Genomic DNA, 26,522 nt, shown 5'->3' with positions numbered 1-26,522 from the left:
AGGCTTTTATCTTGGCCGAAATTCAGAGGCGCTTCCGGCCAGTTCGCGGCGGACATAGTCAAGGGAGAGGAGTTTCTGCTTTACTTGCTCGACGTTCAGACGCTCGGTGTTGTGCGAGTTGTAGTCCTCAGCCTGTGACAGTTCATGCTCCCCTTCCACGAAATACTTGTTGTAATTCAGGTTTCGGTTGTCGGCGGGGATGCGGTAGTAGCCTCCCAGGTCGGTGGCATGGGCCATTTCTTCCCTGGTCATCAGCGATTCGTATAGCTTTTCGCCATGGCGTGTGCCGATAATCTTCACCTCGTTGCCGGCGTTGAACAGCTCCAGGAGCGCACGGGCCAGATCGCCGATGGCGGACGCCGGAGCCTTCTGCACAAAGGTATCCCCCTGCTGACCGTTTTCGAAGGCATACAACACCAAGTCGACGGCATCGTCGAGGGACATGAGGAAGCGGGTCATGTTGGGATCGGTAACGGTGAGCGGATTCCCTTCCTTGATCAGCTTGATAAACAGGGGGATAACCGAGCCACGCGAAGCCATGACGTTACCGTACCGGGTGCAGCAGAGAGTAGTCTTTGCCGGATCGACAAAGCGTGATTTGGCCACCACGGTTTTTTCCATGAGGGCCTTTGACATCCCCATGGCGTTGATCGGGTAAACCGCCTTGTCGGTCGAAAGTGCAATTACCCGTTCGACCCCTTTGGCGATGGCGGCATTAAGTACGTTGTCGGTGCCTAGGATGTTGGTCCTGACCGCCTCCATCGGGTAAAACTCGCAAGACGGCACCTGCTTGAGTGCCGCGGCCTGGAAGACGTAGTTGACCCCCTCCATGGCTTGGAGAACGCTGTCGTAATTGCGCACATCGCCGATGTAGAATTTGACCTTTGGATTGGCGAGGCTGATCCGCATGTCTTCCTGCTTCTTTTCGTCACGGGAGAAGATGCGGATCTCCTTGATGTCGGTGTCAAGGAAACGGCGCAGGACTGCGTTACCGAAGGAGCCGGTGCCGCCGGTTATTAGTAAGGTTTTTCCAATAAACATATTAACCTTCCAGTTGTGATTTCGTGTGTTTGCTGCCAGCAGCAACTTGCGCGATGAATGAAAAAGTCTCTTCGGCGCATCGCTCCCATGAGTATTCTTGTGCAGTCGCAAAGGCCAGATCGGCAAGTTTTTTCCGCAGGTTGGGCTGATTGAAGAGTGTCCGCAACGCTTCAGCAATCTCATCCGGTTGTTCCGGATCGAAATAGGCCCCTGCCTCACCAAGGACCTCCGGCATAGGCCCTCTGTTTGAACAGGCAATCGGTAGTCCCGCCGCCATCGCCTCTAGAAGTATATTCGGCAGATTCTCGCAGCTTGAAGCGAATACACATGCATCAGCTTGCCGGTACGCTGTATGAAGCTCTTCAAACGGTACTGCACCGCGATAGTGCAGAAACTCCCCATTTGGATCATTTTTTTGAACGGCCTCTAACAGGTGCTCAAGAGCCGGGCCGTAAGCCGGACCAATAAAATCAATTTCCAGATGTACTCCTGCCTTGCGCAGCGAGGCAACCGCCTCGGCCACATGCCACTGATGTTTGTACATATCAATGATTGAAACATACAGGATGCGAAATGGCTTCACCATCGAATACTGATTCATAGCCAACTGCTCACGCGGTGGGTATGAAAATCGTGAATCAATTCCGTGTGAAACAATCGTCGTTTTGCCACGTGAGGTTTTTATAACCTGCATAACAACATCACGGGCATAACACGTTAGGAAAATTAGCCCATCTGCTTGTTTAAATGAACGCCCCTGACTGATGCGCAAAAGGAACAACTTGAGACTCATCAACGATCGGCCGAACCGCGCAAGTTCGCGCCATTCAAACGGCAGAAGATTCTGGCTTAATGCCACCATTGGATGAAAATTACCCGCATAAGAACCGCCCGGTACAAACAACACATCACAACGAGCCAATCGAGCCAACGTGGATAGTTTGAAACATTGCCAAAAAGCTCGATATGGCAGGCTCTTGTCAAGCATCCGCTGGTGGTTCTTAACCAACCATGGACGATCATCGATGCGATTCAAAGTTGCCAAACCACTCCAAACGACAATCTTTGAGAAACCATGAACCTGAGGATCAGCTGCCCGGAGCAATTCAATCAGATGGGTGACTCCACCTCCGGCACGTATATTGGAGGCATCAATACCAATGATAATCTTGCTATTCATGAGTGATATTTTTGACTAAATTTCGAGTTAAAGTAGTCATTTAACCTCAGGGATGTATTTAAGCATTCTTCGCATTCGCGATACAACATCGTGTCCGTCAGCTATTACTCTATGATAACCCGAAACGGCCACGGCCTGCCTCTCTTCCTTATGGTGAAGATAATATCTTAATTTTTCGAGCAGTTCTTCTGTCGATCGAAAGAATTCCGCCTCTACTCCTTCCTGAAACATTGACGCCAGATCTTCGGAGTACTCTGCAAGCATGAAAGTACCAGCAGCAGGTATTTCGAAACAACGACGAGTATATGTATCCCTATTGAGCTTTGAGAGCAGACACAAGGCAATTTTGGCACCACAGAGCGCCTTATTGTAGTCCTCACCACGCAGCGGCACAATAGGCGCAAGTTGCCTTAATAGCTGAGAACGTTGCGAAATCAAATTCCACTCAGGGCCAAATAATTTAAGATTAAATCCCTCCCTTAAAATCAGTTCCAGTAGTGCATCTCGACCATCAGGCTCATAGTGCCCAGCAAACACGACGTCGCACACAAATTTTTTTTGCTCTTCCGGTGTCAACTGAACAGGCCGGTTTCTTTCAGGAATGAACCAAGAACGTAGTAACTCAACCCGTTGTGCTCCAATTCGCCTGAACTCCTTAATGTTGTGGAGTCGATAAGCTAGCATCAGATCATAAGCAGGCACTGCAGCAAGAAAATGGCGCCACAACAGTTTATTATGTCCATCTGCAAAAGGATCATCATTATTATACCCAACTAAGATGGTAGCAGGTAGACTCTGCTTTACAATTATAAGAGAGTCCTCAATGATGTGAGTACCACGATATATGAAGATAACGTCGGGTTTTAAATTAAGAGATGTTCTCACAAAATCTGCATTGATCTGTGCAATGAGAGGACCAGCTATGAGCTTATTCTGCAGTTTGCGACTAAATTTTGCAAAGAACGAGTAAAAACCTTCTATTGGCTTAAAGTACTGGTGCCAAGAGAACCGGAATATTTCATGTCCAAGAGAACTGAATGCTCGGCAAACTGCTTCCTCATGCAATTCAGAGTGCCAATCACCTGCGACAAGTATCTTCACTGTGATTCGCCCCTGTATACGGAGCCAATAGCCGGCGTATATCCTAAACGTTTTTTAATTATCCGTATTAAAAAATCTACTCTGCGAGAACCAAAAATAAGTAGCAAAGTGAAATAGCAATAAAAAATGCCCGATCTCCAAAACCCGAGCTTTGCCAAATTCAGGGCATATTTGACGAACACAGGAAGGCTCTGGTGTGACTGAATCGAAAGAATGGGATAAGAATAGTTACAAATATCCTGCAAAATAGAAGAGTAGATTTTAACACCCCTGCTTTTCTCTACCCATGCAGCGATGTTAAGCATACCCGCAACAAAATGCACCGATGACTCAGGCGTCTGAGCTTCAGGGACAAATAGCCCTCTCTCCTTCTCGCTGTTACCAAAATCAGGAATACCGCCGGTACGATATAAGGCGAGTATTTCAGGAAGAAAAACGCCATTCATTTCGGTCAGAATATTCGCGACCAAGTAGAGTTGATAGAGAAGCGTTCCATCAAAACGATCGGTACCATAGCGAAGAGCAGCTTCTCGATGAATAGTCACGCCGGGAATAACGACGGATCGGCGATAAAATGTTGCAATGGTTGATGCACCGAAGGGGAAAAAAAGTTCTCGATCAAAATACCTAAAGGTCTGCACAACATTCTTCGGAGATCCATTAAATGCCGCGTAACTCCGCAATACAACACCAATATTATCATGCCGCCCTAATGCAGAAGCAACCGTTTTAAGAGCACCAGGACACATAAGGTCATCATTACCCATAAAAAGGCAGTAGTCACCATTCGCTTTCTCTATAAGGTTACGGAAGTTCCCATCATAACCGAGATTTTCTTCGTTTTCGAAATATCTGATACGATGGGGATGTAAGATTCTGAAACCTTCGACTATAGAACGAATTCTTTCGCGTTGTGGAGATTTGTCTTCACAGATTACCACTTCAAAATTTTCTAAGTCCTGTGAAAGAATGGATTCGAGAAGGGGGGGCAAAACTTCAGAACGATTATACGATGGGATACAGACAGATATGATTAAATTCACAAACTACTCCCAATCACCGTGATATACATGTATTAAGGAAAAACATCATTGGTCGAAGCCGGAAGCAAGGATAATATTTTACCGCATCTAGAAACCTCGTTACTTCTCACAGGCTTCCCAGCTAATATTTTAAATTGTTCATAGTTTATAACGTCATTATCAAATAAATACCTCAATGTGGATAGGATATCATTTCGACATTCACGTCTAAAAGCTCCATTCAAATCCTCAGTCCAGTAAGGGCTAAAAAATCTAATTTTGTCATTAGTGCAAAGGCTTGACAATACCGCGAACCTGCTAGACCATTTTCGGCGCATTGAATGGATATATTGTTTAGTAGTTTGAAGTGAGATCGACGAGGAAAGGTCCTCTATATTAGAAAGGTCAGGTCTCCTCATATTCATCAATTGCCGGATTATTTTTTTGTCTCTACGCAAATCAAAGGGCGCCGAGATAAAAAGTTTTTCTAAAAGGGGGTCAGAGAAAGGAGCTACAACTTCGCAATATTTTTTGTATGTTTGAATCAACAAGGAAAAGGTTTTTGATTGCCTCTGAGTTAGATAAACATATTCGTCGAAACCTATATTGAAACAATTATTTTTCCAATCATCATAAATGTATTCCAAATCTAAAATGATTTCACTAATAATAGTCTCATCGATGTTGAGCTCTTGAGCATGAATTTTTAACTTCTTAAATACATTAAAATTTTCAAGTGGCTGTATAGGTTCTTGTCTTTGAGAAGCAGCATAGCCAGCAACTGCGTCAGCCATAAAACCAGTAATTAATAAATTGCTGTTATTTGAGTATCTTTTGAGATAAGAAAATAAATGTGCATGAGTAACCGATAGGCACCCGCGCCACAAATTCCAGAAATCATAAGCAATTTCTGGATAAAGATTTCTTGGTATATCATGAAAAGTGTGATCGGTAATATTAAGCACTGAACACACCTGCCTCGCAATTCTATACTCATAAGTCTTTTTTGAAAATCCGAAGGTTACAGCTTTAATTCTATTCACGTCGCCTGATGACGCTAAATGTAACGCTAAAAGTCTACTATCAAGCCCACCACTCAAAGGTAATAATATCTTCCCGTTTGGGGGTAACCTTTCCCAGAGATTAGAGCAGATCTGAGCGAGTCGATTATCAATTGATCTTAATAGCTCCGACTGGTTGGTTTCATAAGTATTAATATTAAAAAAATACCAGCGTGTAATTGTCCATTGTTTACTTTTGAAATCTAGATAAAATATTGACCCACTAGGTATCTGAATTATCCCTCTATTTAATGTCCTAGAAGAAAAAGAATAATCATATATGATTGATTCCCAGAATCCTGGAAGATCAGGTTTAGCAGTAGCTTCATCATTATGAGTTAACAGTCCTATTTCGTTAGCAATTGACTCACTTTCACTATCATAAAAAACAGGAATTGTGCCGAAATTATCCGTAACTATTTCGATCCCGGCATTTTTCTTGTATATAAACACCCCGTTTGTTTTTTCATGCATCGCATCTATTTTTGATATTTTTTGGGGAGGTGTACCCAATTGGGTAAACATCCAATCGCCATTAGGTAGTTCTTGGAGATTCAATTTATTCATAGACTATCGCCTTAATCAGATCAGCTAATGTGTATCTCAAAGTAAACACCATCTATCCGGAATAAGTCCTGAAAATCCCCATGCCGTAGATGTCCCCGAAAAGATTTTACCTGGAGTTATAATAATTTTTGAATCTGACTCACCTAACCACGCACCCCACCAACTGAAGGTGCTATTTGCCGTTATAATATGGTGGCACTGTTTCATAAGCCACAAATCGGCATAGGCATTTTCATCCCCTACGTTATGGGATACGCAGGTGACCATATTTTCCGGTAGTGCTAATAGTTTTTTTGCACTAATAGGATCATCGGAAAAAATGAAGAAGTGGGGCGCTGAGACTTTGTCCAATATATGTTGGATAGCTCTTTTGTAATAGTTGCTTTCAAGATTATGGCTAGTAACATTAATTACAGTTTTTGGTTTATCAAACCAACGCACATGTATACAAACTGAATTACAGCTTGTGATTTTTCGTGCAATCTCTCTATTAACTGAATCAACGGGTGAAATGATACGGAGGTCATCTTTTATGATTCTTTCAACATCCTTGAAATACATTTCACTTTGCCACAGGCCGTCAATATAAACAGTTCCATTCGGCTTCACTTCAAGTAACCGAGAGTCTAAGTCAATACCTTCTTGTTGAATGTATTTTCTATTTTGAAAAGGCGTTTTTTGGGCAAAAAGTTTTGCAACTCCACGTCGGTAACGTTCAAAAGGTTCCATGCGTTCGATTGAGGTGGCTTTACGTGCCGAAATAGCAAACTTGTCGAGCGCATATATTCGTCGATATTGACGATCCCTGATAAATCCTGTTACGTCATCAATAATCAACTCTGCATCATTAACAAGCGCGAGTCGACGAGCAGCAGCGTAGCAAAAAAGTTGATTACCAAGCCCGCCTTTAATACGAACAATGATTTTTGACATACCGTAAACTTCCCATCAATAGCCAGTAGTTTTTATGAGTAAACCACTACCTTGTAAACCTGTAAGCAAATAAAGAGCGTTTCCACCAATAAACAGAAACAACGAAATAATAAATTTGGTCCACAAATGGTCGTTTGCTTTAAATGTTACAGGTAAGATAAATGGCATTGCTACTGCTAAATAAGCAGTGTGAACACCAACAGCTAAAACCCCTATAAACCATAACATAATTGAGTTTAAGATAAGCACATCACTGTTTAATAAAATTGAACGCCAATTGCGCATAAGAACTAATAAAACAGCTAATTGACACACATGAAAAATATAATCCGGGAAATAATCCATCTCAAAAGAACCGCTCGGATTAATCCATGGGAAAGGTCCGGCAATTCCTCTAACAATCAAAAGTGGTATTGTGGCAAATCTAGCCCAAAAACCGTTTTGAAGGGTTTGATGTCTTCCAAAAACGTATTCAACTAATGATGGAAAAATCAAAACAATGCCTGTAACTATGATTAATAAAAATATTGCCAACTTAACATTGTTAGATACAGAGAGGTTCTTTTTGGTATCATTCACGTATAAATAAATAGTAGATACGAGGACAACAAGCAAGTACGGTTCACGCACAGAAGAAGCCAATAATGCAGCAGGAAAGGCCAACGTAATCCTACCAACAAGACCAAAATTTCTCCCAATAACAACTAGCGCGATAGCAGCGACGATCCAGCATATGCCGACGCTGTCTCGCCACATAAGACTTGCGGGGAACGCCCATGGAATCCATGCAGTTGCTACACCCGCTAAAAAGGATGCACCCAACGGATACCCCAAAGTTATGGCTAATCCTACAATAATTATTCCAGCGACTACGTGATGAAAACTGTTGAAAGGAGCTAAATCAAGCGCATTGTGGCTTTTCCCTGCGGCCAGGAAATATCCCATCCAAGAATGAATGTTCGCGTTTTTTGTGTCACCAATTTCATAAGTTTGGCTCGGCCGCCATTCACCATGTCGTAATAAATTGTCCGCTGCCTTGGTAGCATTTTCATATGTCCAGTAAAATTCCCAATTATTTGAAAGATAATTACCATTGCCTTGGAAATAATGCGGGTCTGTTGACAAATAACTATCAACGCCAACGAGTACACGTGCGATATATGCAGCTACAATGGCAGTCTGGGCAATTTTGCCCCAATGATAGCGACGGAACCAAAATGAACAAAAGAATACGCCAATAGCCCCAGAGCTAAAAGCTGCTATAAATGTTCCAAAGCAGTCTTCGTTACGCGCTAAAAAAAAATACAAAACAAAAAAGATCGCGGTTCCAGCTAGTGCATAAGATAAAGTAGTCTGTAATAAACAACTGGCAGTAACTGTAACAGATTCTGGCTGAACAAAAGGAAGGCGTTTATCATTCGAAAGTGGATGCGTCTTAATATCCACGGCCTATTCTCCGATTATTTCTGTTTATTGGACGAGATAAGTATTGGATTATGTGCCCGACGATATCCCAAAAACCAACCCTTAAAAAGACCACACCACGCAGTTGGCCAGCGAAGAGGGTTCAGGATGTTTTCCTTACGCAATGGCCCTGATCGAAGTGAAGTCAAAAGAACGAGCTTCCATGATTTTTCTTTTGGGTAGCGATATTTATACAAAAAGAAATTCGCTGTTTTTGTCCATTCTTGAAAAGACTGGTTGCCAGGTATTCGGCAACCTCCCATTGGTTCTTTGATGTGTATAAGCCAGATATCAGGATGCCAGATAAATTTCATACCTTGTAAAGTGAGTCTATTCATGAGATCACCTTCTTCCCAATTGGCACTGCCTATAAATGATTCATCCCACCCACCAATAGAGAGAGCGATCTCTCTCCTAATGGAGAAATGGCAGCCAAACAAAGGACCACTTTGTACAGGCACCGTTAACATAGAAGCTTTGGTCGTTCCCAACTCTGGACATTTAAGGTTTAGATCATCAATTGCAGTGAGAGATAGGCGATGCCAGACTTGGCCACCCAAAGCAGCCAAATCTTTGTCATATTGGTAAGAATTCCAATGTTTACCGACCAGATCGCTTGGAACTAATATATCGTCATCTAAAAACAAACAAATTGGACTTACCGAAACACGTAAAGCGTCATTTCTTGCGCCACAAAGGCTCGCCTCCGACCTATTCAACCAGACGAGATCTACCTTATGCATTTCGTAAGCTAGTTTGGTTGCAGTAGCAGGACCCAAAATTCCCAACGTCTGATTAACCACTATAACACGCACAGGTAAGGGAGATTGCTTTAGTAACATTTGCAAAGTTGCATTGATTCTATGATCTCGTCCAAAAGTTGGCACTATGACATCAACATCAACCATTATTCGCGCCGCTCCCATTAGTTTTATCAATGAAATCGTTCAGTGTTTCAAGCCATGCTTTCCCATACATCAAATCTGGTTCGAGGTAGTTACCTTCAGCCCACTCATTCCAGGACTTAATTAGAAGAATATGTTCTGACTCGGTGTTGTTATTTATGAATCCCGTGATGCTAGTGCCTAAATGCTCGGCGAATTTTTCAGGAGAACTACTAGAAAGAACCACCCCCCGACGACCGATTCGTGGTGTATTGTCCCAATTAGGAATTGCCGTCGGTATAGTTGTTATGCCGTCGCATAGTGAATTCTGAAAAAATGGTGCCAACTCTGAGTACTCGATTACCCAACGAGGATAGCGAAACAGACGATGTCGTACCATATTCTTCAGCCGATTTCTCTTGTGCTTTAAATAACCCTCCAGTGCTATATTAAGACTATGGGGTGCCAAAGCATCAAAACCACTGCCCAACAAACGCAGATCACCATCCAGCGCGATGAGATGTATCCCGCCGAATCCGTCTTCCAACGCCCAAGTCTTGAAATAATCGACAAAAGAATTAACTTGCGGGATGTCATTAGGTTTAAATATAGCGAAAACTGGTTTTTGATTAACTCTAATATACCTACCGTCTTCGAAGAATTTTCTCAAATACTCATAATGTGCCCGGTAATCTTCCTTTCCTGGATATGTCTGTTTAACCAGCATGTCGTGGCGGCCAGACCAGTGGGCGGTCCAGTCATGGTTGGCCCAGCACAAGCAGAAGGGGAATTTAGGGGTTTTTCGAGCAAGCAACAATTCAAGTGGTTTTTCAAGCAACAACCTGCCAGCGTACCAGTAATGATAGTAACAGAATCCAGAAAGACCAGCCAAAGCAGCTAAATTTGCCTGGTCAATCTGTGTTTCAGTAAGGCGAAGATCATAGAAACCAAGATCACCCGGCAGATTAGGTTGTCGATGTCCAGGAAATAGCGGCCTAGCCTTTGCGACGTTGCGCCACTCAGTAAATCCAGCCCCCCACCATTCGTTGTTCTCAGGGATTGGATGAAATTGAGGAAGATGAAATGCAATCGCCTTCATAGATTAAAATACCCTTCTGCAATAGTCGCTATACCTAGGAGCCTGTCGGACTGATGTCTGAAGCCTGCGCGAACCCGCTTCGCTATCCGACCGGCGTTGTCTAAAATTTCTGAAGCTTCTCTTCCTCTGGCCGCAGATGCAGCGCAACGGCATGAGATGCCCCTTATTGGGGCATAAATCTTGTTCTTTCGCGATCTATCTGGTCAAAGCATAGTGCTGCTTTTTCAGGTACGCCATACATACTAGGTTCCGCCCGCCTTCTGCTACCTCGTATCCACGTAGTTGGAATCTTCGGAATCCCACGACCGCCTTGATGACGCATAAAACAGGTTCTGAAGTAACTTTGTATAACGCGTAAACTGGTTTCCCAGCGCAGTCTTTAACCGATGCTTCATCTTTTTCATGACATCCGCATCATCCGGCAGTGGTGGAGGTTCCTGGAATCGATCCCAGAGTGGCGGATTGTGCTGATTGCGGTAACAATTTCGACTATGAACCTGGCAAGATGCCCTTCGGGGCCCAATCTTGTACCGAGGCGAGAGCAAATACAATGTTTACTGATCAATTTCAATAAACTGGACAACCATCTCGCGTAACTCCTTGGAACCATAGCATTGAAGTGGAACGAGTGTAGCACATTACGTCGGAAAAACCCAACAAGTGCCTAGAGTTTTAAAATTCTTATGCACGTATTGGAGGACCTAAACGGAACAATTTGTGTCGTATCCATGCTCTTTCATTCACATTTATTGCAAGCAAGTACGCTAATCCTACATGTACTAACAATAGAACTGAACACGCACATATAAATGAGAGCCAACCTGTTGCGGGCATTGTAAACACCACAATAGATGCGCATATGGTAGCAATCATGCAGGGGACAACAACAGGGGAGATAACCAACGTAATATACTGATTGAAGTACATATCAAGTGCGGCCATTCCTCTATATTGTAAATAGATGGCCATCGGGATGTGTGCTATAAATGTCGCAAGCATGACGCCTGAGAGCCCATAATAGTACCCTAGAAGAAAAGACAATCCTAAGTTTGCAACTCCTTCATAAAAAGCAAACCTGGATAATTGGCTCAATTCTCCAGTAGCTATAACAAAAACCATATTGACATGTCCAATAACATTCAATAAGGCAAAACCAGCCAAGGCAAAGGTCATTAAATCACCGGCATACTGTGCTGACCCCACCCAAACTTCAATCATGTGACGATTAAGTAGTAAAATACCAACAAATAAAGGAGCACCAAGCAGCAAGGTGTATCGGTGGACGCTCAGAAATAAATCTTTGAGTTTTTCTACATCTTTTCTTGAGTATAACTCGTTAATAGCCGGGCCAAAATTGTCAACTAGCCTATTTACAAAAAGATAACCGACGACCGATGGCATTTGAGTTGTGTAATATATGCTTGTAGCTGCGGCACCATAGAGAAATCCTACGACAAGGTTGTCGGTTCCTGAAACCAATCTCCAGGCCAAGTTTATGAATAGTGCATGCTTGCCAAAGCTAAACATTTCACGTGTAAGGTTACGGTCAGGCAATCCCCAATAGGGTTTGATGTTTGGGTAAAGAGATTTAAAACGCCTATAACAAAGAAGTATGATCACTCCTTCGCTAACGATATTTGCCAACATCAGCCCGATTAAACCCATGCCAAAATATAAAAGACCTAGTGAAAACAACAGCTTAAAAACATTACCAACTATTCCTATCATGTTGGCAGAACTCATATTTTGTGAAGCATTTAGACCGGTTTGAAATATTTGCCAAGGTGTGCGCAAAATGGTCCAAATGGCAAGTATGCCAAGAGCATATTTAGTTTGTAATGCAATTTCTCGCGAAAAAGAAAACCAATGTTGGCCCCACAATGCTAAGAGCAACAGTAAAATTGAAAACAGTATATTTGTAAAAAGTACTATTGTACGGCTTGTCGTAAGTACTGTCTCAAAATGTTTTCCATCATCATATCCGAAAGCTTGAGACAAAAACCGAGTTAAGGCGAGAGAGAACCCCATATCTGTCAAGGCGAGATAAGCAACCGCTTGCATTATAATCGCATAAGCACCAAAAGTTTCTTGCCCAGCAACAGCAAGAACCAAAGGTGCTAAAAAAACCTGCAGTCCAATCTGACAACCATATTGAAGAAAGCTAGTCAAAACCCCCTTTGCTGCTTTGTCTGCACGACTCATTTAGAAAAACCTTAAGGGACGTTGTTACCTATTCATCTAGGTTCTTTCGCAAATTAATTGACGGTGACCGGCAGGTCCAGAGGAAGGGCCAAGCAGAAAGGACCTTCGGCGGCATTCGTGTGGAGCATCTCCCTTAGCTGCCAGGATCGCCCGGTCCATCCGGCATGACACCTCATCATCGAGGCCGAGATCTCAAACTGGCTTCGGTGTTGGTGGTGATGGCGGTCAGACGGTTAACCTGTTAGGCGAATGCTTCGTAAGGCGGCCTTGCTTCGCGTAAAAAAACGCCCGATTCTGAACGAAGGGGCGTCTTGGGATTGGACTCGGTTCTGTCCCGCCTTTTTTGACAACCCGGCTGTCCGTGTCGTGTACAACGACCGAGGACCCGCAGCTTTGCGTCACCAGATCTCTCTGGTTTTGCCCTGTTCCAAGGAGTAAGTCCCTGCATCTAATACCATTCTGCCTTAAAAGTCAAGGAAAGTTCCCGGTAAAGCATGCTTCATTCAGCGTCCTGCAGACAACAAATGCATATATTGCGAAAAGTCACAAGAGGCATAAATATCATTAGATGAATATTCTGTGAGACAAGAAAAACTTTTGAGTAAGACTCAATCCTTTCACGGGTTGTCCCGCGACTCGCGAATCCCGGAAGCCTTCAGCCCTTTCACCGAGTGCCCGTCTGTACCGTAATGGCTGTAGAGACCCATATCTTGTAACCGTTGGGCGTTCCGCTGCACCCGCTCGCCGTAGAGGCCCGCAAAGCTGCCTAGGTTTCCTTGGAATTGGCAGCCTATCTCTTGCAGGTAGGAAAGCAAAGCGTTTGGGAATTGTGAGTTCTGGGTTTTTAGTTTTGAGTTAAAGAAGGAGGTCCAGAAACCTTTTTTACTTTTATCTTCTTTTGGTTCCAGCAAGCGATAGCGCTCGGGATGGGCTATTAGGGGGGTAAAGCCTTTCTGAACGACTCTAAACAGGGTGCTCTTCACCTGGTCTTCGGTCGCTTGATTGGAAAACTCGACCAGAAGCAGCCCGGTGTCGCCTACAAGGAGCGGATCGTCCAGATTACCGAGGAGAAACTCGTCCAGGTAGTACTCCCGCCCTGGCTCTAACCGCAGGTCTATTCCCTCCCGGTCGAGTCTTCCCTGCAACGCTTCCACCCCGCTACGTACGGCCTGGCTCCCGGCGGAGTACACTCCATTGATCAGATGGGGGGTGCAGTGGACCGTCTGGAAACCGGCGGTGGCCAAAAAACGGGCCATCTCTACGGATTCCTCAACACTCTTCGCTCCATCGTCGACACCTGGGAGAAGGTGACAGTGGTAATCGGTTGGAGAGTTGTGAGCTGCTGAAAAGTTATGAGTTGTGAGTTGTGAGTTTTGGGTTGTCATTCTTATGTTGAGTTTTTAGTTATGAGTTTCGAGTTTCGAGTTACGAGTTACGAGCTTTTCAACCATAGGTTTATTGCTTCGTGCTTAATTCTTTGCTTTGAGTTTTTTGGTCTCGGCGGTGGTTTTTACTATTGAGGTTAACATATTGCTGATCTCGACGGCTTCTGATAACAAATCAAATGGCAGAGGAGCGTTGAGAATCTCGCTGTCTCGGAGCAGTTTGAGCCAATAAATCGTTTCTCTCGCTTCTTTCGATGCTATTGACATCTTTGAAAGAAAATCGGCCCGGCTCTGCCCGGCTAGCGCTTCTTCTACATTCGCTCCTATACTGGTACCTGACCTCAACAACTGCTTGGAAAGCACATATTCATTCCGCCTCGCCAGTTCTTTGTACAAAGCGATGATCTGAAGTGCGAAAGCATAACACTTTTCCTTTATGATGCTTTTGGTCATCGCTCGGACTCACTCTACTTTAACCATATATCGTTGGGAGTTTTGGGCTTTATATCGTTGTGAGTTTTATGTTTTTGTTTTTTAGTTTAAATGCAAATAAAAAAAGTGAATCTACCAATGCTGATCGCTTAGACCTTTCAACCAAAAACTCAAAACCTATAACTTAAAACTTGTATTTAAAAACATGAATCTTACAAAAATTGATAGCTTAGATTTTCCAACCCAAAACTCAAAATTTATAACGCAAAACTTGTTTTTCTAGCCTTATGATTTAAAGAACCGTTTCCACCAGGGTTCAGCCTTGGCGGTAGTTTTTTCATCCTCACCATAACCGTATCCGTAACCATAACCGTAACCATAGGCTACGTCACTGCCGGTTTTGTTGTTGACGACGAGACCGGCAACGGGGGCCTGAACGTTGCTAAGTAACTCACGCACGCGGGACGCGGCTTTGCCGGGGACGCGACCCGTTTCCATCACCACGAGGACAAGGTCAGCAAGGGAGGTGAGAACAGGCGCGTCGGTGACAGCGAGTACGGGCGGGGCGTCAATGATGAGTTGGTCGTACTCTTCCCGGAGGCGGGCCAACAGGTCGTTCATGGCGACTGACCCCAATAGCTCGGAGGGGTTGGGAGGTGTGGTGCCGGCGGCCAGGAGAAACAGGTTGGGTACCCTAGTCTCACGAACGGCATCAGCGCAGCTGATATCGCCAGCCAGAACTTCGGAAAGCCCCGGCACCTTTTCGACCTGCAGTTTGTCGTGAAGTGTGGCGAGACGCATGTCGCAGTCGATTAGCAGGACCCTCGCACCGGTTTGGGCAATGGTGGTGGCCAGATTGGACGACACAGTGGATTTGCCCTCGCCCGGGAAGGAGCTCGTAACGAGCAGGATGTGCTTATTTCGGCTGACTGCGGAGAAGTGGATTGCCGTCCGGAGGGAGCGCAGCGCCTCGGCCCCAGGCGACCTCGGGTTGTCGTGGCAAGTGATGACGTTCGTGACACCGCCCCGCACGCCATTCCTGCCGATGTGGGGAACGGTAGCCAGGAGGGGGTAGCCGAAGATACGCTTCGCCTCGTCGGGGTCCTTGATTGTGTCGTCCAGGTAATCCTGAAAGAAGGCGAGTCCTACTCCGAACATGCAGCCGACCAGAAGCCCTAGGAGGAGGTTCTTCCCCTTCTGCGGCTTGATCGGACGATCAGGGATGATGGCGGGATCGACGATGCTGATATTGCTGATGGTGGAGGCCTTGGAGATGCGGGCCTCCTCGTGCTTTTGCAGGAGCATGGTGTAGATGTCGGCGGTGACCTTGACCAGCCGCATGTAACGAGCCAGCTCGCGCTCTGCCATCGGGAGATTCCTCAGCTCTCCTTCGTAGCCCCCCATCCGCTGGGCGATTCCGGCCTCCTGGCGGGTGGCGTTCCTGATGCCGGTCTCGTAGGTTGCCTGAATCTTCCGTTGCAGCTCGTCGATCTGCGCCTGGACATCCTTCACGGCGGGGTGTTCCGGGGTGTTTTCACCGAGCAGCGCCCGTTTCTGCACCTCCAGCTCGGTCAGTTTCGTTGCCATCCCCGCGACCAGCGGGTCGTCAGCCGTGGCGGCCGGCGTATAGGTCTTACCGCGTCCCCTGCTTTCCTTGAGGGATGCGAGGGCGAACTCTAACTGCTTTTTCTGCAGGTTCACCGCCGCCCGTTGCTTCTCTATGTCGGAAACGTTTTTGATCAGTTCCTGCGCTTCCGCATCGAGCTGCATCACTCCGGTCCTGCTCTTATACCCCTGCAGATCGCTCTCGGCCTTGTTCAGTTCGTCCCTGACCTCCTTCAACTGCTCCTCGACAAAAGTGACGGTGCGGTTCGCCTCCTCGCTTTTGGAGGCGACGCTCCGGTCCAGGTAGACGGACGCCAAGGTGTTGACCACATCCGCGGCCAGGCGGGGATCCGTGTGGTTGTAGGTGATGCCGATGATGCCGGTCTTCTTCCCGGCCTCCATCGCCTTGACCCCACTGCGCAGGGCTGCCACCGTCCCGTTGAAGTTGAGCAGGGTCAGTTCGCAGCTGTCCCCTTTCTTCCCCTGAATCTGGAGCATGAGGGTCAGTTCCGGCGTCTTGAGAAGCTCGTTGCTCCGCCCGCCGCCGATCACCCGGCCTTCGTCGTCGCTTACCGTGTAACGGTCGCCTGCAGTTAGGGTGACCCGATAGGACGGTTTCTTCGCCGTGGAGACGAACTCCAGAACTTTGCAGGAGAGCCCGTCTGAAACGTGATCCACCCGCCAGTCCAGGTGGAGATTCTTCACCACCTGCTCAGCTATGGTGCGGGACTTGAGGATCTCTATTTCAGCCTCTATCGGGTTGTTGCTGGAGAGAAGCGACAGTTCGCCCAGCACCCCCCCGCCCCCCTTATCGTCCTTGACGTGGAGCGTGGCCCCTGCCTGGTAAACGGGACGCACTGAGAAAGTGTAGAGGGCAACTCCGGCAAAGACGGCCAGAAATGCGATGAGAAAGGTGCGGCGGCGGCGCATGATGACGTTGATGTAGTCGGAGAGATGGACTTCCTGTGGCTGATGTGTCGGAGGTTGGATGACAGGGTTCATTTTTTATCCAGTTCGTAGTGTGTTTGTGATTGAGTCGTACGCCGCTGCACGTCAGTTGCTCAGGTACTTGATGTTGACGAACGGCTGCAAAACGGCGCTGATGGCCTGCAAAGACGGCAGGATGTCGGCGATGACGTCGTTCCAGTTGCCGATCTTACTCTTGGGGACGTAAACGATGTCCCCTTCCTGAAGCTGAATCGGAAGGGCTTCCCCGCGGAGGATCTTGTCGAAATCAACCACCAGCAGTTCGCCCCGGGTGGTGGAAAGGGAGCGGATGACCCGGACATAACGGAAGTCGTAGCCGATTTCGCGCAGTTCGGCGCTTGCGATGGCCTGGGCCAGGTTGAGGCCGGAGTTGGGTAGCGGAACCGGTCCCGGTTTTTTCACCGCTCCGAAGATGTAGACCTGTTGGGAATGGTTGTCCGGGATGAAGAGGGTGTCCCCCCCTTTGAGCCAGACGTTCTGCCTGGCGTCTCCCCGCATAAGAAGGTCATATACGTCCACCGGGACGATGCGGCCATCGCGGCTGAGACGGGCGCCGCGCAGGTCGGCGGTCTGGTCGAAGCCGCTGCCGAGAGCGAGCCCCTGGACGAGGGTGAGGGGGCGGTCCATGTAGTAAGTGCCAGATGCGCGGAAGTTGCCAAGAAGGTAGAGCGGTTTACTGCGGTAATCGGCCACCTCCACCACCACCCAGGGGTTCGCTAGGTATTTGCGGAGCGCATCCTGAATGCGAGTCTGGGCTTGGGAGAGGGTGAGTCCCGCCACCTGCACCGAACCGACGAGTGGAAGACTCACATGGCCATTGCCGTCCACCCGGCTCCCCTGCACCTTGCTGTTACTGCTGCCGTTCACGGAGGCGATGGAGAACTCGGGTCTTCCGCTGATGTTGATGAAGAGGACGTCATTGGCACCGATAATGTAGTCGGTTGAGGGGGGTGGATCCGCCTGAAGGGTCGGCACCGCAACGGCCTCCCGGTCAACCACGGCGGCGGAAGCGCCTGCAACTTCCTGGTATACGATTGATTTATGGGCGCCGGCTGGGAGATCTGTATAGGTGGTACAACCTGTATGGAGGAGAGCAAGCGCGCAGAGCGAAATCACATAAAAGATACGGTTCATTGATTGATCCTCAGAAAAATTTAACTTTTCTTATAACTCAATCGCTTTGTTATTGTCAATATTTTGCTGAGAAAATGCGCAGCGCTGTTTCCGGTGGGAGGCAGGCGGGGAAAGCGTCAGGCGACTTAAGCTGTCTAGATCACATGCAAAGCACACGCACAGACTTTGCTGAAAAAGCCCACGAAAAAGGAATGTCTGTTTTTGACATTCCTATCTGTGCTCATTTTTAAATTTCATAATCTAATACACTTCAGATCAGACATAGTATCTAGAAGTGACAGTGTCCCACGTCCCCTGGGCCTTCAGGATGAGATCGCACACCTCTCGCACTGCACCCCAACCACCACGATTCTTCGCGACGAATTGGGCGAAGGGAAGGACCTCGGGCACCGCGTCGGCGGGGGCCGCCGCGAAGCCTACCCTCTTAAGAAGCGGGATGTCGATTACGTCGTCCCCCATGAAGGCGACTTCCTCGTCGGACACTCCGGTCGCCTCAAGCATCTGGCGGTACGGGACCAGTTTGTCCAGCGACTTCTGGTACACCTGCCCGATGCCGAGTTCGACGGCGCGGTTATACACCACCTGCGACTCGCGCCCGGAGATGATGCCGACTTCTATACCGGAGCGCTGCAGCATCTTGATGCCGTGGCCGTCTTTTACGTTGAAGAACTTGCTCTCAACGCCGTTGGAGTCGAAGATGATGCGCCCGTCGGTCAGGACGCCGTCCACGTCGAGGATAAGCAGCTTGATCTTCTTCAGTCTATCTTCCATGAAAACCTCACAAAAACATTTTAACAGGGATGAAGGGGATAAAAGGGATAAACCAAAACAAAAAATCGGGTTAAACCTTCAAACCTGCTCACGCAAAGACGCAAAGTAAATCTTAAAATCGAGGAGTTTTTGGGGTTAAGCCAAAATCTTTTGTTTGTTCTGCTTGTCTTTGCGCCTTTGCGGCTTTGCGTGACAAAAAGGTCTTAAGCCTTATCCCCTTTATCCCCTTCATCCCTGTTTGAATCGGTTTACTGGTATTTCCGGCTGTGAACCTTCACCCGCTCTACGCTGTCGAGAAGCGCCGGGGTCAGCTCCAACACCTTGGCGAAGGTCTCGTGTATCGCCTCGGACAAATACTGGTGCGCGATGTCATTTCTCACCATACGTATCTCTACGAAGGTGTCACTGCTGCCGATCAGTCCCTTCTTTTCGGCCCGGTTTATCCGATCCCTTACCGTTCCCTGCGCGTCCAGATCGATCTCATCTATCAGGCGGAATACCTTTTGAACCAGAATATCGCTCAGCCTCGCGAACCTCCCGGTGAAGGATTCGAAGCTTTCCAATTCCTCGGGGTGATATGACTGCTTTAGCCCGATCCTGCCGCATTTGTCGAAAGAGTACTGAAGCACGTCAGCGGCGTCCTGCAGCAGTTTCAGCTCCTTTTGCAGTATGAGGAAGAGTTGTTCGGTCACAGCTTCACTCCGGTCTTCAGTGCGAGTTGGACGAAGGGGTCGGTGGCATCGACAGCTAGAACTATGTCTATCTTTTGCTCTCCGATGAGCTTGTAGAGCTCCTTCTTTATCGCTCTTTTGGCATCGCCGCCGGATAGCTTGGCGGAAAACACGAGCAGGTCGATGTCGCCACCCCTTTTGGAATCGTCGACCCTCGAGCCGAAAAGAAAAACGTCCGCATCCTGGTCGAGGTTGCGGATGGTCGTCTTGATCGCATGGACTTCGTCCGGCTTTAATCTCATGCAACAACCTCAAAACAAAAACATTTTAACAGGGATGAAGGGGATGAACGGGATAAAACCCAAAAACAAAAAATCGGGTTAAACCTTCAAAACCTGCTCACGCAAAGACGCAAAGTCGCAAAGTAAATCTGAAACATTGAGAGGCTTTTTGGGGTTGGAACCTAAATCTTTGTTTGTTCTGCTTGTCTTCGCGCCTTTGCGGCTTTGCGTGAGTACAGCTTGAAGGCTTTAAGTTTTTATCCCGTTTATCCCCTTCATCCCTGTTTGAATCGGTTTTATGCTATCCCGGCTTTGAGAAGATCGTGCAGGTGCACGATGCCCACGGGCTTCGCATCTTCGTCGTCGGCAAAGACGAAGAGGGAGGTGATGGAGTACTGCTCCATCTGCTGCAACGCACGGGCGGCCAGTTCGTCGCGGCGGATTCGCTTGGGCCCTGCCTTCATCAGGTCGGACGCGGGCAGGTTGATGATGTCCAGCCCTTTGCTAAGGGCACGACGCAGATCCCCGTCGGTGATGACTCCGATCAGCGCGCCATCGGCAGAGGTTACACCGGTGATCCCCAGTCCCTTGGAGGTTATGGTGAAGAGTGCCTCACGCATAAGCGTGTCTGCGGCGACGAGCGGAAGCCCTTCGCCGGAATGCATGATGTCTTCTACTTTCAGCAGAAGCCTGCGCCCGAGCGCTCCGCCGGGATGGAACATGGCGAAGTCTTCGGCCCGGAAACCGCGGCTCACCAGCAGCGCTACGGCGATGGCGTCACCCATGGCGAGGGTAACGGTGGTGGATGCGGTGGGAGCAAGCCCCAGCGGGCAGGCTTCTTCCTTCACGGAAATGTCGAGGAAGATGTCACCGCTTTTGGCGAGGGTGGAGTTGGGGTTGCCGGCCATGGCGATGAGCGACGCACCGAGGCGCTTGATGATCGGGAGGATGCGCACCACCTCGTCGGTTTCACCGGAGTTGGAGATGGCGATCACCACGTCTCCCTTCATGATCATGCCGAGGTCGCCGTGGATACCTTCCGCGGGATGCAGGAAGAAAGCGGGGGTGCCGGTTGAGGCCATGGTGGAGGCGATCTTTTGCCCGATGAGACCGGACTTGCCCATACCGGTGACGACGACGCGCCCCTGTGTGTTGAGTATCATCTGCACGGCCTTCTCGAAGGCCTGGTCAATGGAGGACTCGAGGTTCAAAAGCGCCTCTGCCTCGACGCGGATAACTCTCTTCGCTTCTTCTAATATCAAAATGGACTCCTTAAAAGCTGAAACAAAAAATCGGTGTCACGCAAAGACGCAAAGTCGCAAAGAAAACCTTGAAAGCATATTCAACAGGGATGAAGGGGATAAAAGGGATAAAACCAAACACAAAGACTTTGGGGTTACGCCAAAAACCTTTTGTTTGCCTTGCTTGCCTTTGCGCCTTTGCGCGAGAAAAGGTTTTAAGCCTTTATCCCCTGTATCCCCTTCATCCCTGTTTGAATAGGTTTCGTTTGTCGGTTTTACTGTTTCACGATGGCGTCGATCGCCTTCAGTTTCTTCAGAAGCACCGGAAGGTCGTCTAGACGCACGGAGTTCGGTCCGTCGCAAAGGGCCTGCTCGGGCTCCTCATGTACTTCCATGAAAACGCCGTCCACACCAGCGGCTACCGCGGCGCGGGAGAGGAACTCCACGTACTCGCGCTGACCACCGGACGAAGTCCCCTCGCCTCCCGGAAGCTGGACGCTGTGGGTGGCGTCGAAAATAACCGGGAAGCCGGTGGAACGCATGATCGGGAAGCTGCGCATGTCGACGACGAGGTTGTTGTAGCCGAAGGAAGCGCCGCGCTCGGTGAGGATGATGTTGTCGTTCTCGCAGGAGCGGAGCTTGCCTACGACGTTTTTCATGTCCCACGGCGCAAGGAATTGCCCTTTTTTTACGTTGATCACCTTGCCGGTCTTGGCCGCGGCGACCAAAAGGTCGGTCTGACGGCAGAGAAAGGCAGGGATCTGCAAAACGTCGAGGACGTCGGCGGCGGGCTCGACCTGTTCTATGGAATGGATATCGGAGAGCACCGGAACGCCGAGCGATTCCTTCACCTTGGCGAGAATCCTGAGGCCTTCGGTCATACCAGGGCCGCGGAAGGCGGTGACCGAGGTGCGGTTTGCCTTATCGTAGGAGGCTTTGAAGATGAGCGGGATGCCTACGCCGTTGCAGATACTCATGAGGCGTTCGGCGTGGCGCAGTGTAGCGGCTTCGTTCTCAATAACGCACGGCCCGGCTACCAGCACGAGCGGCCTGTTGCCACCAATCTTGATGTCACCTACAGCGATCTCACGGGTCATAACTTCTCCTATACTCAAGCCTGAAAACGTTGTCACTCAAAGACCAAACCATTTTAACAGGGATGAAGGGGATAAACGGGATAAAAACGAAACGAAGACGCTAAAAATCTCTGTCACGCAAAGACGCAAAGTCACAAAGAAAACCTTAAACAGATAGACAAAATCAATTAACAGGGATGAAGGGGATGAAAGGGATAAAACCTTAAGACGAAAAGATTTTGGGTTACCCCTAAGTCTTGATTTTCTTTGCGTCTTTGCGTCTTTGCGTGAGAAAAAGCTTTTATGCTTTTATCCCCTGCATCCCCTTCATCCCTGTTTGAATCGGTTTTGTTTTAGTTTCTGTTTTACCCTTTGCGTGCCCTGGTGGCGCCGACGAAGGCCTTGAAGAGCGGGTGCGGGTTGAGCGGCTTAGACTTGAATTCCGGGTGAAATTGGCAGCCCAGGAACCACGGATGGTCGGGGAGCTCAATGATCTCCACCAGGTTCCCTTCCTTGTAGATGCCGGAGATGATCATCCCCTTCTCCTCAAGGGCGGCCCGGAAGGTGTTGTTGAACTCGTAACGATGACGGTGCCGCTCGGAGATCTCGGTGGCGCCGTAGGCCTTCTGCGCGAAGGTCCCCTTGACGAGAGAGCAGGGGTACGCGCCAAGACGCATGGTGCCACCCTTCTTGTCGACCCCTTTTTGCTCCTCCATGAGGTGGATCACCGGGCTCTTGCATGCCGGCTTGAACTCGCTGGAGAACGCTTCGGGAAGCCCACAGACGTTACGCCCAAACTCGACGGCGGCCATCTGCATGCCGAGGCAGATGCCGAAGAAGGGAACCTTGTTGACGCGGGCGTACTCGATCGCCTTGATCTTCCCTTCGGTGCCGCGCTCGCCGAAGCCGCCCGGAACGAGGATGCCATCCACGCCGGAGAGGAACTTGTCGGCCCCCTCTTCCTCGATCTTCTCTGAGTCGAGGTAGACCAGGTTGACGCGGCAGTCGTTGGCAATGCCGCCGTGGGTGAGCGCCTCGGAGAGCGACTTGTAGGATTCCTTGAGATCGACGTACTTGCCGACCACGGCGATGCTGACCTCGCCGCAGGCGGGGTTGGTGAGTTTGGAAACCACCTGCTGCCAGTGCGACAGGTCCGGCGCTTTGGTCCAGATGTTGAGCTTCTCGACGACCTGGTCGTCCAGCCCCTCGAGGTTCAGCGCGAGCGGTACAGCGTAGATGTGCTCGGCGTCGCGCGAGGTGATGACCGCCTTCTCCTCGACGTTGCAGAAGAGAGCGATCTTCGCCTTCATGTCCTGGGGAAGTTCCTGCTCGCAGCGGCACAAGAGGATGTCCGGCTGGATGCCGATCTCGCGCAGCTCCTTGACCGAGTGCTGGGTCGGCTTGGTCTTCAGCTCGCCGGCGGTCCTGATGTAGGGGACCAGGGTCACGTGCAGGTAAAGGACGTTACCGGGGCCGCGGTCGCTTTTCAGCTGGCGGATCGCTTCAAGAAACGGCAGCGATTCGATGTCGCCCACGGTGCCGCCGATCTCGACGATGGCGATGTCGCTACCTTTCGCGTTTTCAAGGATGTTGGCCTTGATCTGGTCGGTGATGTGCGGGATGACCTGTACGGTGCCCCCCAGGTAGTCGCCGCGGCGCTCCTTCTCGATGACCGAGAAGTAGACCTGCCCCGTGGTGAAGTTGCTCTTCTTGGAGAGCTTGCTGGAGGTGTAGCGCTCGTAGTGACCAAGGTCGAGGTCGGTCTCGGCGCCGTCGTCGGTCACGAAAACCTCGCCGTGCTGGAACGGCGACATGGTACCGGGGTCGACGTTGATGTACGGATCGAGCTTCTGGATGGTGACCCGAAGGCCCCTCGCCTCGAGCAGAGCGCCCAAAGAAGCGGCGGCGAGTCCCTTACCTATGGAGGAGACAACGCCGCCGGTTACAAAGATAAATTTTGTCTTCACTGAAAAAACCTCCGAATGGAAACCGTTCAACGTTCAGCGTTCAACGTTCAGCGTGATACCGGTTAAAAAGCGGTAGCTGCGTGACGGAACCTGAAACGCGAACTAGATACAAAAAACGTTCGGCGTTGACAAGCAAATCCCCCCTGTCCCCCCTTCGCAAAGGGGGGAACGCGAGGACTTGTGCAACGCTTCGTGGAAAGTGGAACTTTGCTGCTTCCGTTAGCCTTTAAGCTTGGCCAGCACCTTCTCGAGATCGGCGGGGGTGTCCACACCTATCGACTCGAACTCGGTCTCGACGACCTTGATGCGATAACCGTTTTCCAATACGCGCAACTGCTCGAGTTTCTCGGCCATCTCCAGATAGCTCGGCGGAAGTGCGGCGAACACCGGGAGAAACTCCCTGCGGTAGACGTAGAGACCTACGTGCTTGTAGCACAGAAGCTTGCCGCAGCAGAATGCGTCGTCCTTGAGATCGTTCCACTTATCCCGAAAGAAAGGGAGCGGCGAACGCGAGAAGTAGAGCACGTTCCCCTTCGGATCGGAAACCACCTTCACCACGTTGGGAGAAAGGAAATCGTGCAGGGTCCTGATGCGGCACTTAAGGGTCGCCATCGGGATTGTAGTATCCTCGAGCATCGGCTCGATAGCCTGGTCGATCATAGCCGGATCGATGAGGGGTTCGTCCCCCTGCACGTTCACGATGATGTCTGCGTCCAGCCTTCCCGCCACTTCGGCCAAGCGGTCCGTCCCGGTCTCGTGCTCCGCCGAGGTCATCTCCACTCTGCCGCCGAAGCCCCGCACCGCGGAGGCGATACGCTCGTCGTCGGTCGCGACGATCACTTCGGAAACGAGCCTCGCCTTGGAGGCGCGTTCATATACATGCTGCACCATGGGCCGCCCCATGATGTCCGCCAATGCCTTACCCTCAAAACGCGTAGAAGCATACCTGGCGGGAATTACCGCGGTTATTTTCATTTGGCGTCTCAATACGGACCGAACCGGCGTGGCCGGGCCTCAAGTCCTGGTTGCGGTTGTGTTGTGGTGATTTGTAATGGCTGGCTTGCTGCTTGTAGCCGGTGGAGCGCAGCCTGAACTGCCGGCTCCGTCCCTTTGTCTGGCGGGACGAAACAAGTTACATCAAAAGAAAGGTTCGTGTCAAGGAGTGAATCAGAGGGAAGTACTAAGCTTATCGGCCCACGAGAAGGTCTCCAACTGTGCGGTAAGAAGCTGATCAAGGGAGAGCTCACAGATCTCCAACTGCTCGTTGACTGCAGGGAAATCGGCCTGTTCTAGAAGCTCGGCAAGCACAAGCAGCGCACCCAGATCGCCGTCTTTATGAAGCAGCGCACTCTTCACGCTGTCCACGAGGTTTAGCTTCCCGATGAGCTCAGCCATGGAATCTTCGAAGAGTACGTCTATGAGTGAGAGAATCCCGACCATGAAGGCCTGATCGGCAAATTCGCCTGCGGCGCGGCCGTGCGAGGCCAGCATGAGGAGTTCCATGAGCTTGCCGCGGGTCGCCGCCATCTCGAGCAGCGGACTCTGCACGCCGTTACTGTCGTTGTTTGCGTAAAGGGCGAGGGTGATCCAGCGCTTCAGCTGTTCGAGGCCGAGGACGGTCAGGGCGTGGCGCAGCGTCTTGATGCGCACGCGTAGCCCCATGGCGACCGAGTTGACCAGGCGCAAAAGGTTGTAGGTGAGCCCCGGGTTCTGCTTGAAGGTCTCCTCGATCTCGGACCATTCGGCGTCGGCCATCACCTGCTTCATGAGTTGCATCATGGTGATCTTGCCGATGTCGATCTTGTTCTGTCTTAAGACCACCGGGCGCGCGAAGTAGTACCCCTGGAACAGGTCGAAGCCGAGCTGTGAGCAGAACTTGTAGTGGTCTGCGTTCTCCACCTTCTCGGCGAGCAGGGTAAGAGGCCAGTTCCGGAACTTGCCGACCATCTCAGCGAGCGAGGTATCAGGGGTCTCGAGGACGTCCACCTTGACGATGTCTATGAGGCGGTAGATGTCGTGAAAGCTCTCCGAGTAGACGTGGTCGTCGAGTGCAAGGGTGAAACCGAGTGATTTGAGGGTGCGGCAGCGTTCGAAAACTTCTGCGTCAGCAACGATGGTCTCTAAAAGTTCGATGACCACGCGGTCCTTCGGTAGAAGTTCCAGCGCGTCGCTCATAAGCACTTCGCGGGTTACGTTGAAAAAGCCCTTGTGGCGCCCGAGCACCTCCTGGAAGCCGAACTCGGAGAGGGAGTTTACGATGACGCTGGCGCTAGCCATCTGCAGGTCGGAGACGTTGGCCGCGTAGAGGCTCTCCGGAGAGCGGAAGAGCAGTTCGAATCCCACAATCTGCTGCGTCCGGTCCAGTATCGGCTGGCGCCCGAGAAAGAACTTTTCGTCAACCATGTCAACACCCCGAAA

At 49.6% G+C, this 26,522-nt stretch carries 22 protein-coding genes and 1 riboswitch; all 22 genes read right to left on the bottom strand.

Annotated features, from left to right (window positions below; genetic code table 11):
- Window positions 1-6 precede the first annotated feature (6 nt).
- On the bottom strand, window positions 7-1,041 hold the full coding sequence (locus E8K79_RS08150) for a nucleoside-diphosphate sugar epimerase/dehydratase (RefSeq protein WP_136514305.1): 1,035 nt from the start codon (window positions 1,039-1,041) through the stop codon (window positions 7-9).
- Between the two features lies 1 nt (window position 1,042).
- Window positions 1,043-2,221, bottom strand: coding sequence for a glycosyltransferase family 4 protein (locus E8K79_RS08145; RefSeq protein ID WP_198419795.1), 1,179 nt, complete (start codon window positions 2,219-2,221; stop codon window positions 1,043-1,045).
- A gap of 36 nt (window positions 2,222-2,257) precedes the next feature.
- Entirely contained in the window at window positions 2,258-3,322 is a 1,065-nt protein-coding gene (locus tag E8K79_RS08140) for a CgeB family protein (protein ID WP_136514304.1), read from the bottom strand.
- Complete coding sequence (locus E8K79_RS08135) at window positions 3,319-4,365, bottom strand: glycosyltransferase family 2 protein (RefSeq protein ID WP_136514303.1); 1,047 nt, start codon at window positions 4,363-4,365, stop codon at window positions 3,319-3,321. The genes E8K79_RS08140 and E8K79_RS08135 overlap by 4 nt, the downstream gene beginning before the upstream one ends.
- A gap of 32 nt (window positions 4,366-4,397) precedes the next feature.
- On the bottom strand, window positions 4,398-5,972 hold the full coding sequence (locus tag E8K79_RS08130; protein WP_136514302.1) for an asparagine synthase-related protein: 1,575 nt from the start codon (window positions 5,970-5,972) through the stop codon (window positions 4,398-4,400).
- A gap of 36 nt (window positions 5,973-6,008) precedes the next feature.
- On the bottom strand, window positions 6,009-6,905 hold the full coding sequence (locus tag E8K79_RS08125; RefSeq protein ID WP_136514301.1) for an alpha-1,2-fucosyltransferase: 897 nt from the start codon (window positions 6,903-6,905) through the stop codon (window positions 6,009-6,011).
- 15 nt (window positions 6,906-6,920) lie between these two features.
- Window positions 6,921-8,351 (bottom strand): hypothetical protein, encoded by a 1,431-nt coding sequence (locus E8K79_RS08120; protein WP_136514300.1) that lies wholly within the window; start codon window positions 8,349-8,351, stop codon window positions 6,921-6,923.
- A 14-nt stretch (window positions 8,352-8,365) separates the two neighbouring features.
- Entirely contained in the window at window positions 8,366-9,277 is a 912-nt protein-coding gene (locus tag E8K79_RS08115; protein ID WP_162604628.1) for a glycosyltransferase family 2 protein, read from the bottom strand.
- On the bottom strand, window positions 9,270-10,352 hold the full coding sequence (locus tag E8K79_RS08110) for a glycosyltransferase WbsX family protein (protein WP_136514298.1): 1,083 nt from the start codon (window positions 10,350-10,352) through the stop codon (window positions 9,270-9,272). The genes E8K79_RS08115 and E8K79_RS08110 overlap by 8 nt, the downstream gene beginning before the upstream one ends.
- Window positions 10,353-11,033: 681 nt before the next feature.
- Window positions 11,034-12,554, bottom strand: a complete 1,521-nt coding sequence (locus E8K79_RS08105) for a lipopolysaccharide biosynthesis protein (protein ID WP_136514297.1) — start codon at window positions 12,552-12,554, stop codon at window positions 11,034-11,036.
- Window positions 12,555-12,896: 342 nt separating this feature from the next.
- A riboswitch (cyclic di-GMP riboswitch) is annotated at window positions 12,897-12,986 on the bottom strand.
- 185 nt (window positions 12,987-13,171) lie between these two features.
- Window positions 13,172-13,939 (bottom strand): tyrosine-protein phosphatase, encoded by a 768-nt coding sequence (locus tag E8K79_RS08100; protein ID WP_246043764.1) that lies wholly within the window; start codon window positions 13,937-13,939, stop codon window positions 13,172-13,174.
- Window positions 13,940-14,023: 84 nt separating this feature from the next.
- Window positions 14,024-14,392, bottom strand: a complete 369-nt coding sequence (locus E8K79_RS08095; RefSeq protein WP_136514295.1) for a four helix bundle protein — start codon at window positions 14,390-14,392, stop codon at window positions 14,024-14,026.
- Window positions 14,393-14,656: 264 nt separating this feature from the next.
- Window positions 14,657-16,978: a GumC family protein gene (locus E8K79_RS08090; protein ID WP_136514294.1), complete on the bottom strand. Its 2,322-nt coding sequence runs from the start codon at window positions 16,976-16,978 to the stop codon at window positions 14,657-14,659.
- 51 nt (window positions 16,979-17,029) lie between these two features.
- Complete coding sequence (locus E8K79_RS08085; RefSeq protein WP_246043763.1) at window positions 17,030-17,938, bottom strand: polysaccharide biosynthesis/export family protein; 909 nt, start codon at window positions 17,936-17,938, stop codon at window positions 17,030-17,032.
- A 414-nt stretch (window positions 17,939-18,352) separates the two neighbouring features.
- The gene (locus tag E8K79_RS08080; protein ID WP_136514292.1) at window positions 18,353-18,868 is read right to left on the bottom strand and encodes a KdsC family phosphatase; all 516 of its coding nucleotides are present in this window, start codon (window positions 18,866-18,868) and stop codon (window positions 18,353-18,355) included.
- A gap of 248 nt (window positions 18,869-19,116) precedes the next feature.
- Window positions 19,117-19,560, bottom strand: coding sequence for a hypothetical protein (locus tag E8K79_RS08075; RefSeq protein WP_136514291.1), 444 nt, complete (start codon window positions 19,558-19,560; stop codon window positions 19,117-19,119).
- On the bottom strand, window positions 19,557-19,841 hold the full coding sequence (locus tag E8K79_RS08070) for a nucleotidyltransferase domain-containing protein (protein WP_136514290.1): 285 nt from the start codon (window positions 19,839-19,841) through the stop codon (window positions 19,557-19,559). The genes E8K79_RS08075 and E8K79_RS08070 overlap by 4 nt, the downstream gene beginning before the upstream one ends.
- A 275-nt stretch (window positions 19,842-20,116) precedes the next feature.
- The gene (locus tag E8K79_RS08065; protein WP_136514289.1) at window positions 20,117-21,082 is read right to left on the bottom strand and encodes a KpsF/GutQ family sugar-phosphate isomerase; all 966 of its coding nucleotides are present in this window, start codon (window positions 21,080-21,082) and stop codon (window positions 20,117-20,119) included.
- A 254-nt stretch (window positions 21,083-21,336) separates the two neighbouring features.
- Entirely contained in the window at window positions 21,337-22,158 is an 822-nt protein-coding gene (kdsA, locus tag E8K79_RS08060) for a 3-deoxy-8-phosphooctulonate synthase (protein WP_136514288.1), read from the bottom strand.
- A 344-nt stretch (window positions 22,159-22,502) separates the two neighbouring features.
- Complete coding sequence (locus E8K79_RS08055; protein WP_136514287.1) at window positions 22,503-24,104, bottom strand: CTP synthase; 1,602 nt, start codon at window positions 24,102-24,104, stop codon at window positions 22,503-22,505.
- Between the two features lie 219 nt (window positions 24,105-24,323).
- Window positions 24,324-25,079: a 3-deoxy-manno-octulosonate cytidylyltransferase gene (kdsB, locus tag E8K79_RS08050; RefSeq protein WP_136514286.1), complete on the bottom strand. Its 756-nt coding sequence runs from the start codon at window positions 25,077-25,079 to the stop codon at window positions 24,324-24,326.
- Between the two features lie 192 nt (window positions 25,080-25,271).
- Window positions 25,272-26,507, bottom strand: a complete 1,236-nt coding sequence (locus tag E8K79_RS08045) for an EAL and HDOD domain-containing protein (RefSeq protein ID WP_136514285.1) — start codon at window positions 26,505-26,507, stop codon at window positions 25,272-25,274.
- Window positions 26,508-26,522: the final 15 nt, after the last annotated feature.

This window comes from Geomonas edaphica (assembly GCF_004917075.1).
GTDB lineage: Bacteria > Desulfobacterota > Desulfuromonadia > Geobacterales > Geobacteraceae > Geomonas > Geomonas edaphica.
Note: the sequence above shows the minus strand (reverse complement) of the source record. Positions and strands in the feature narration are given on the sequence as shown.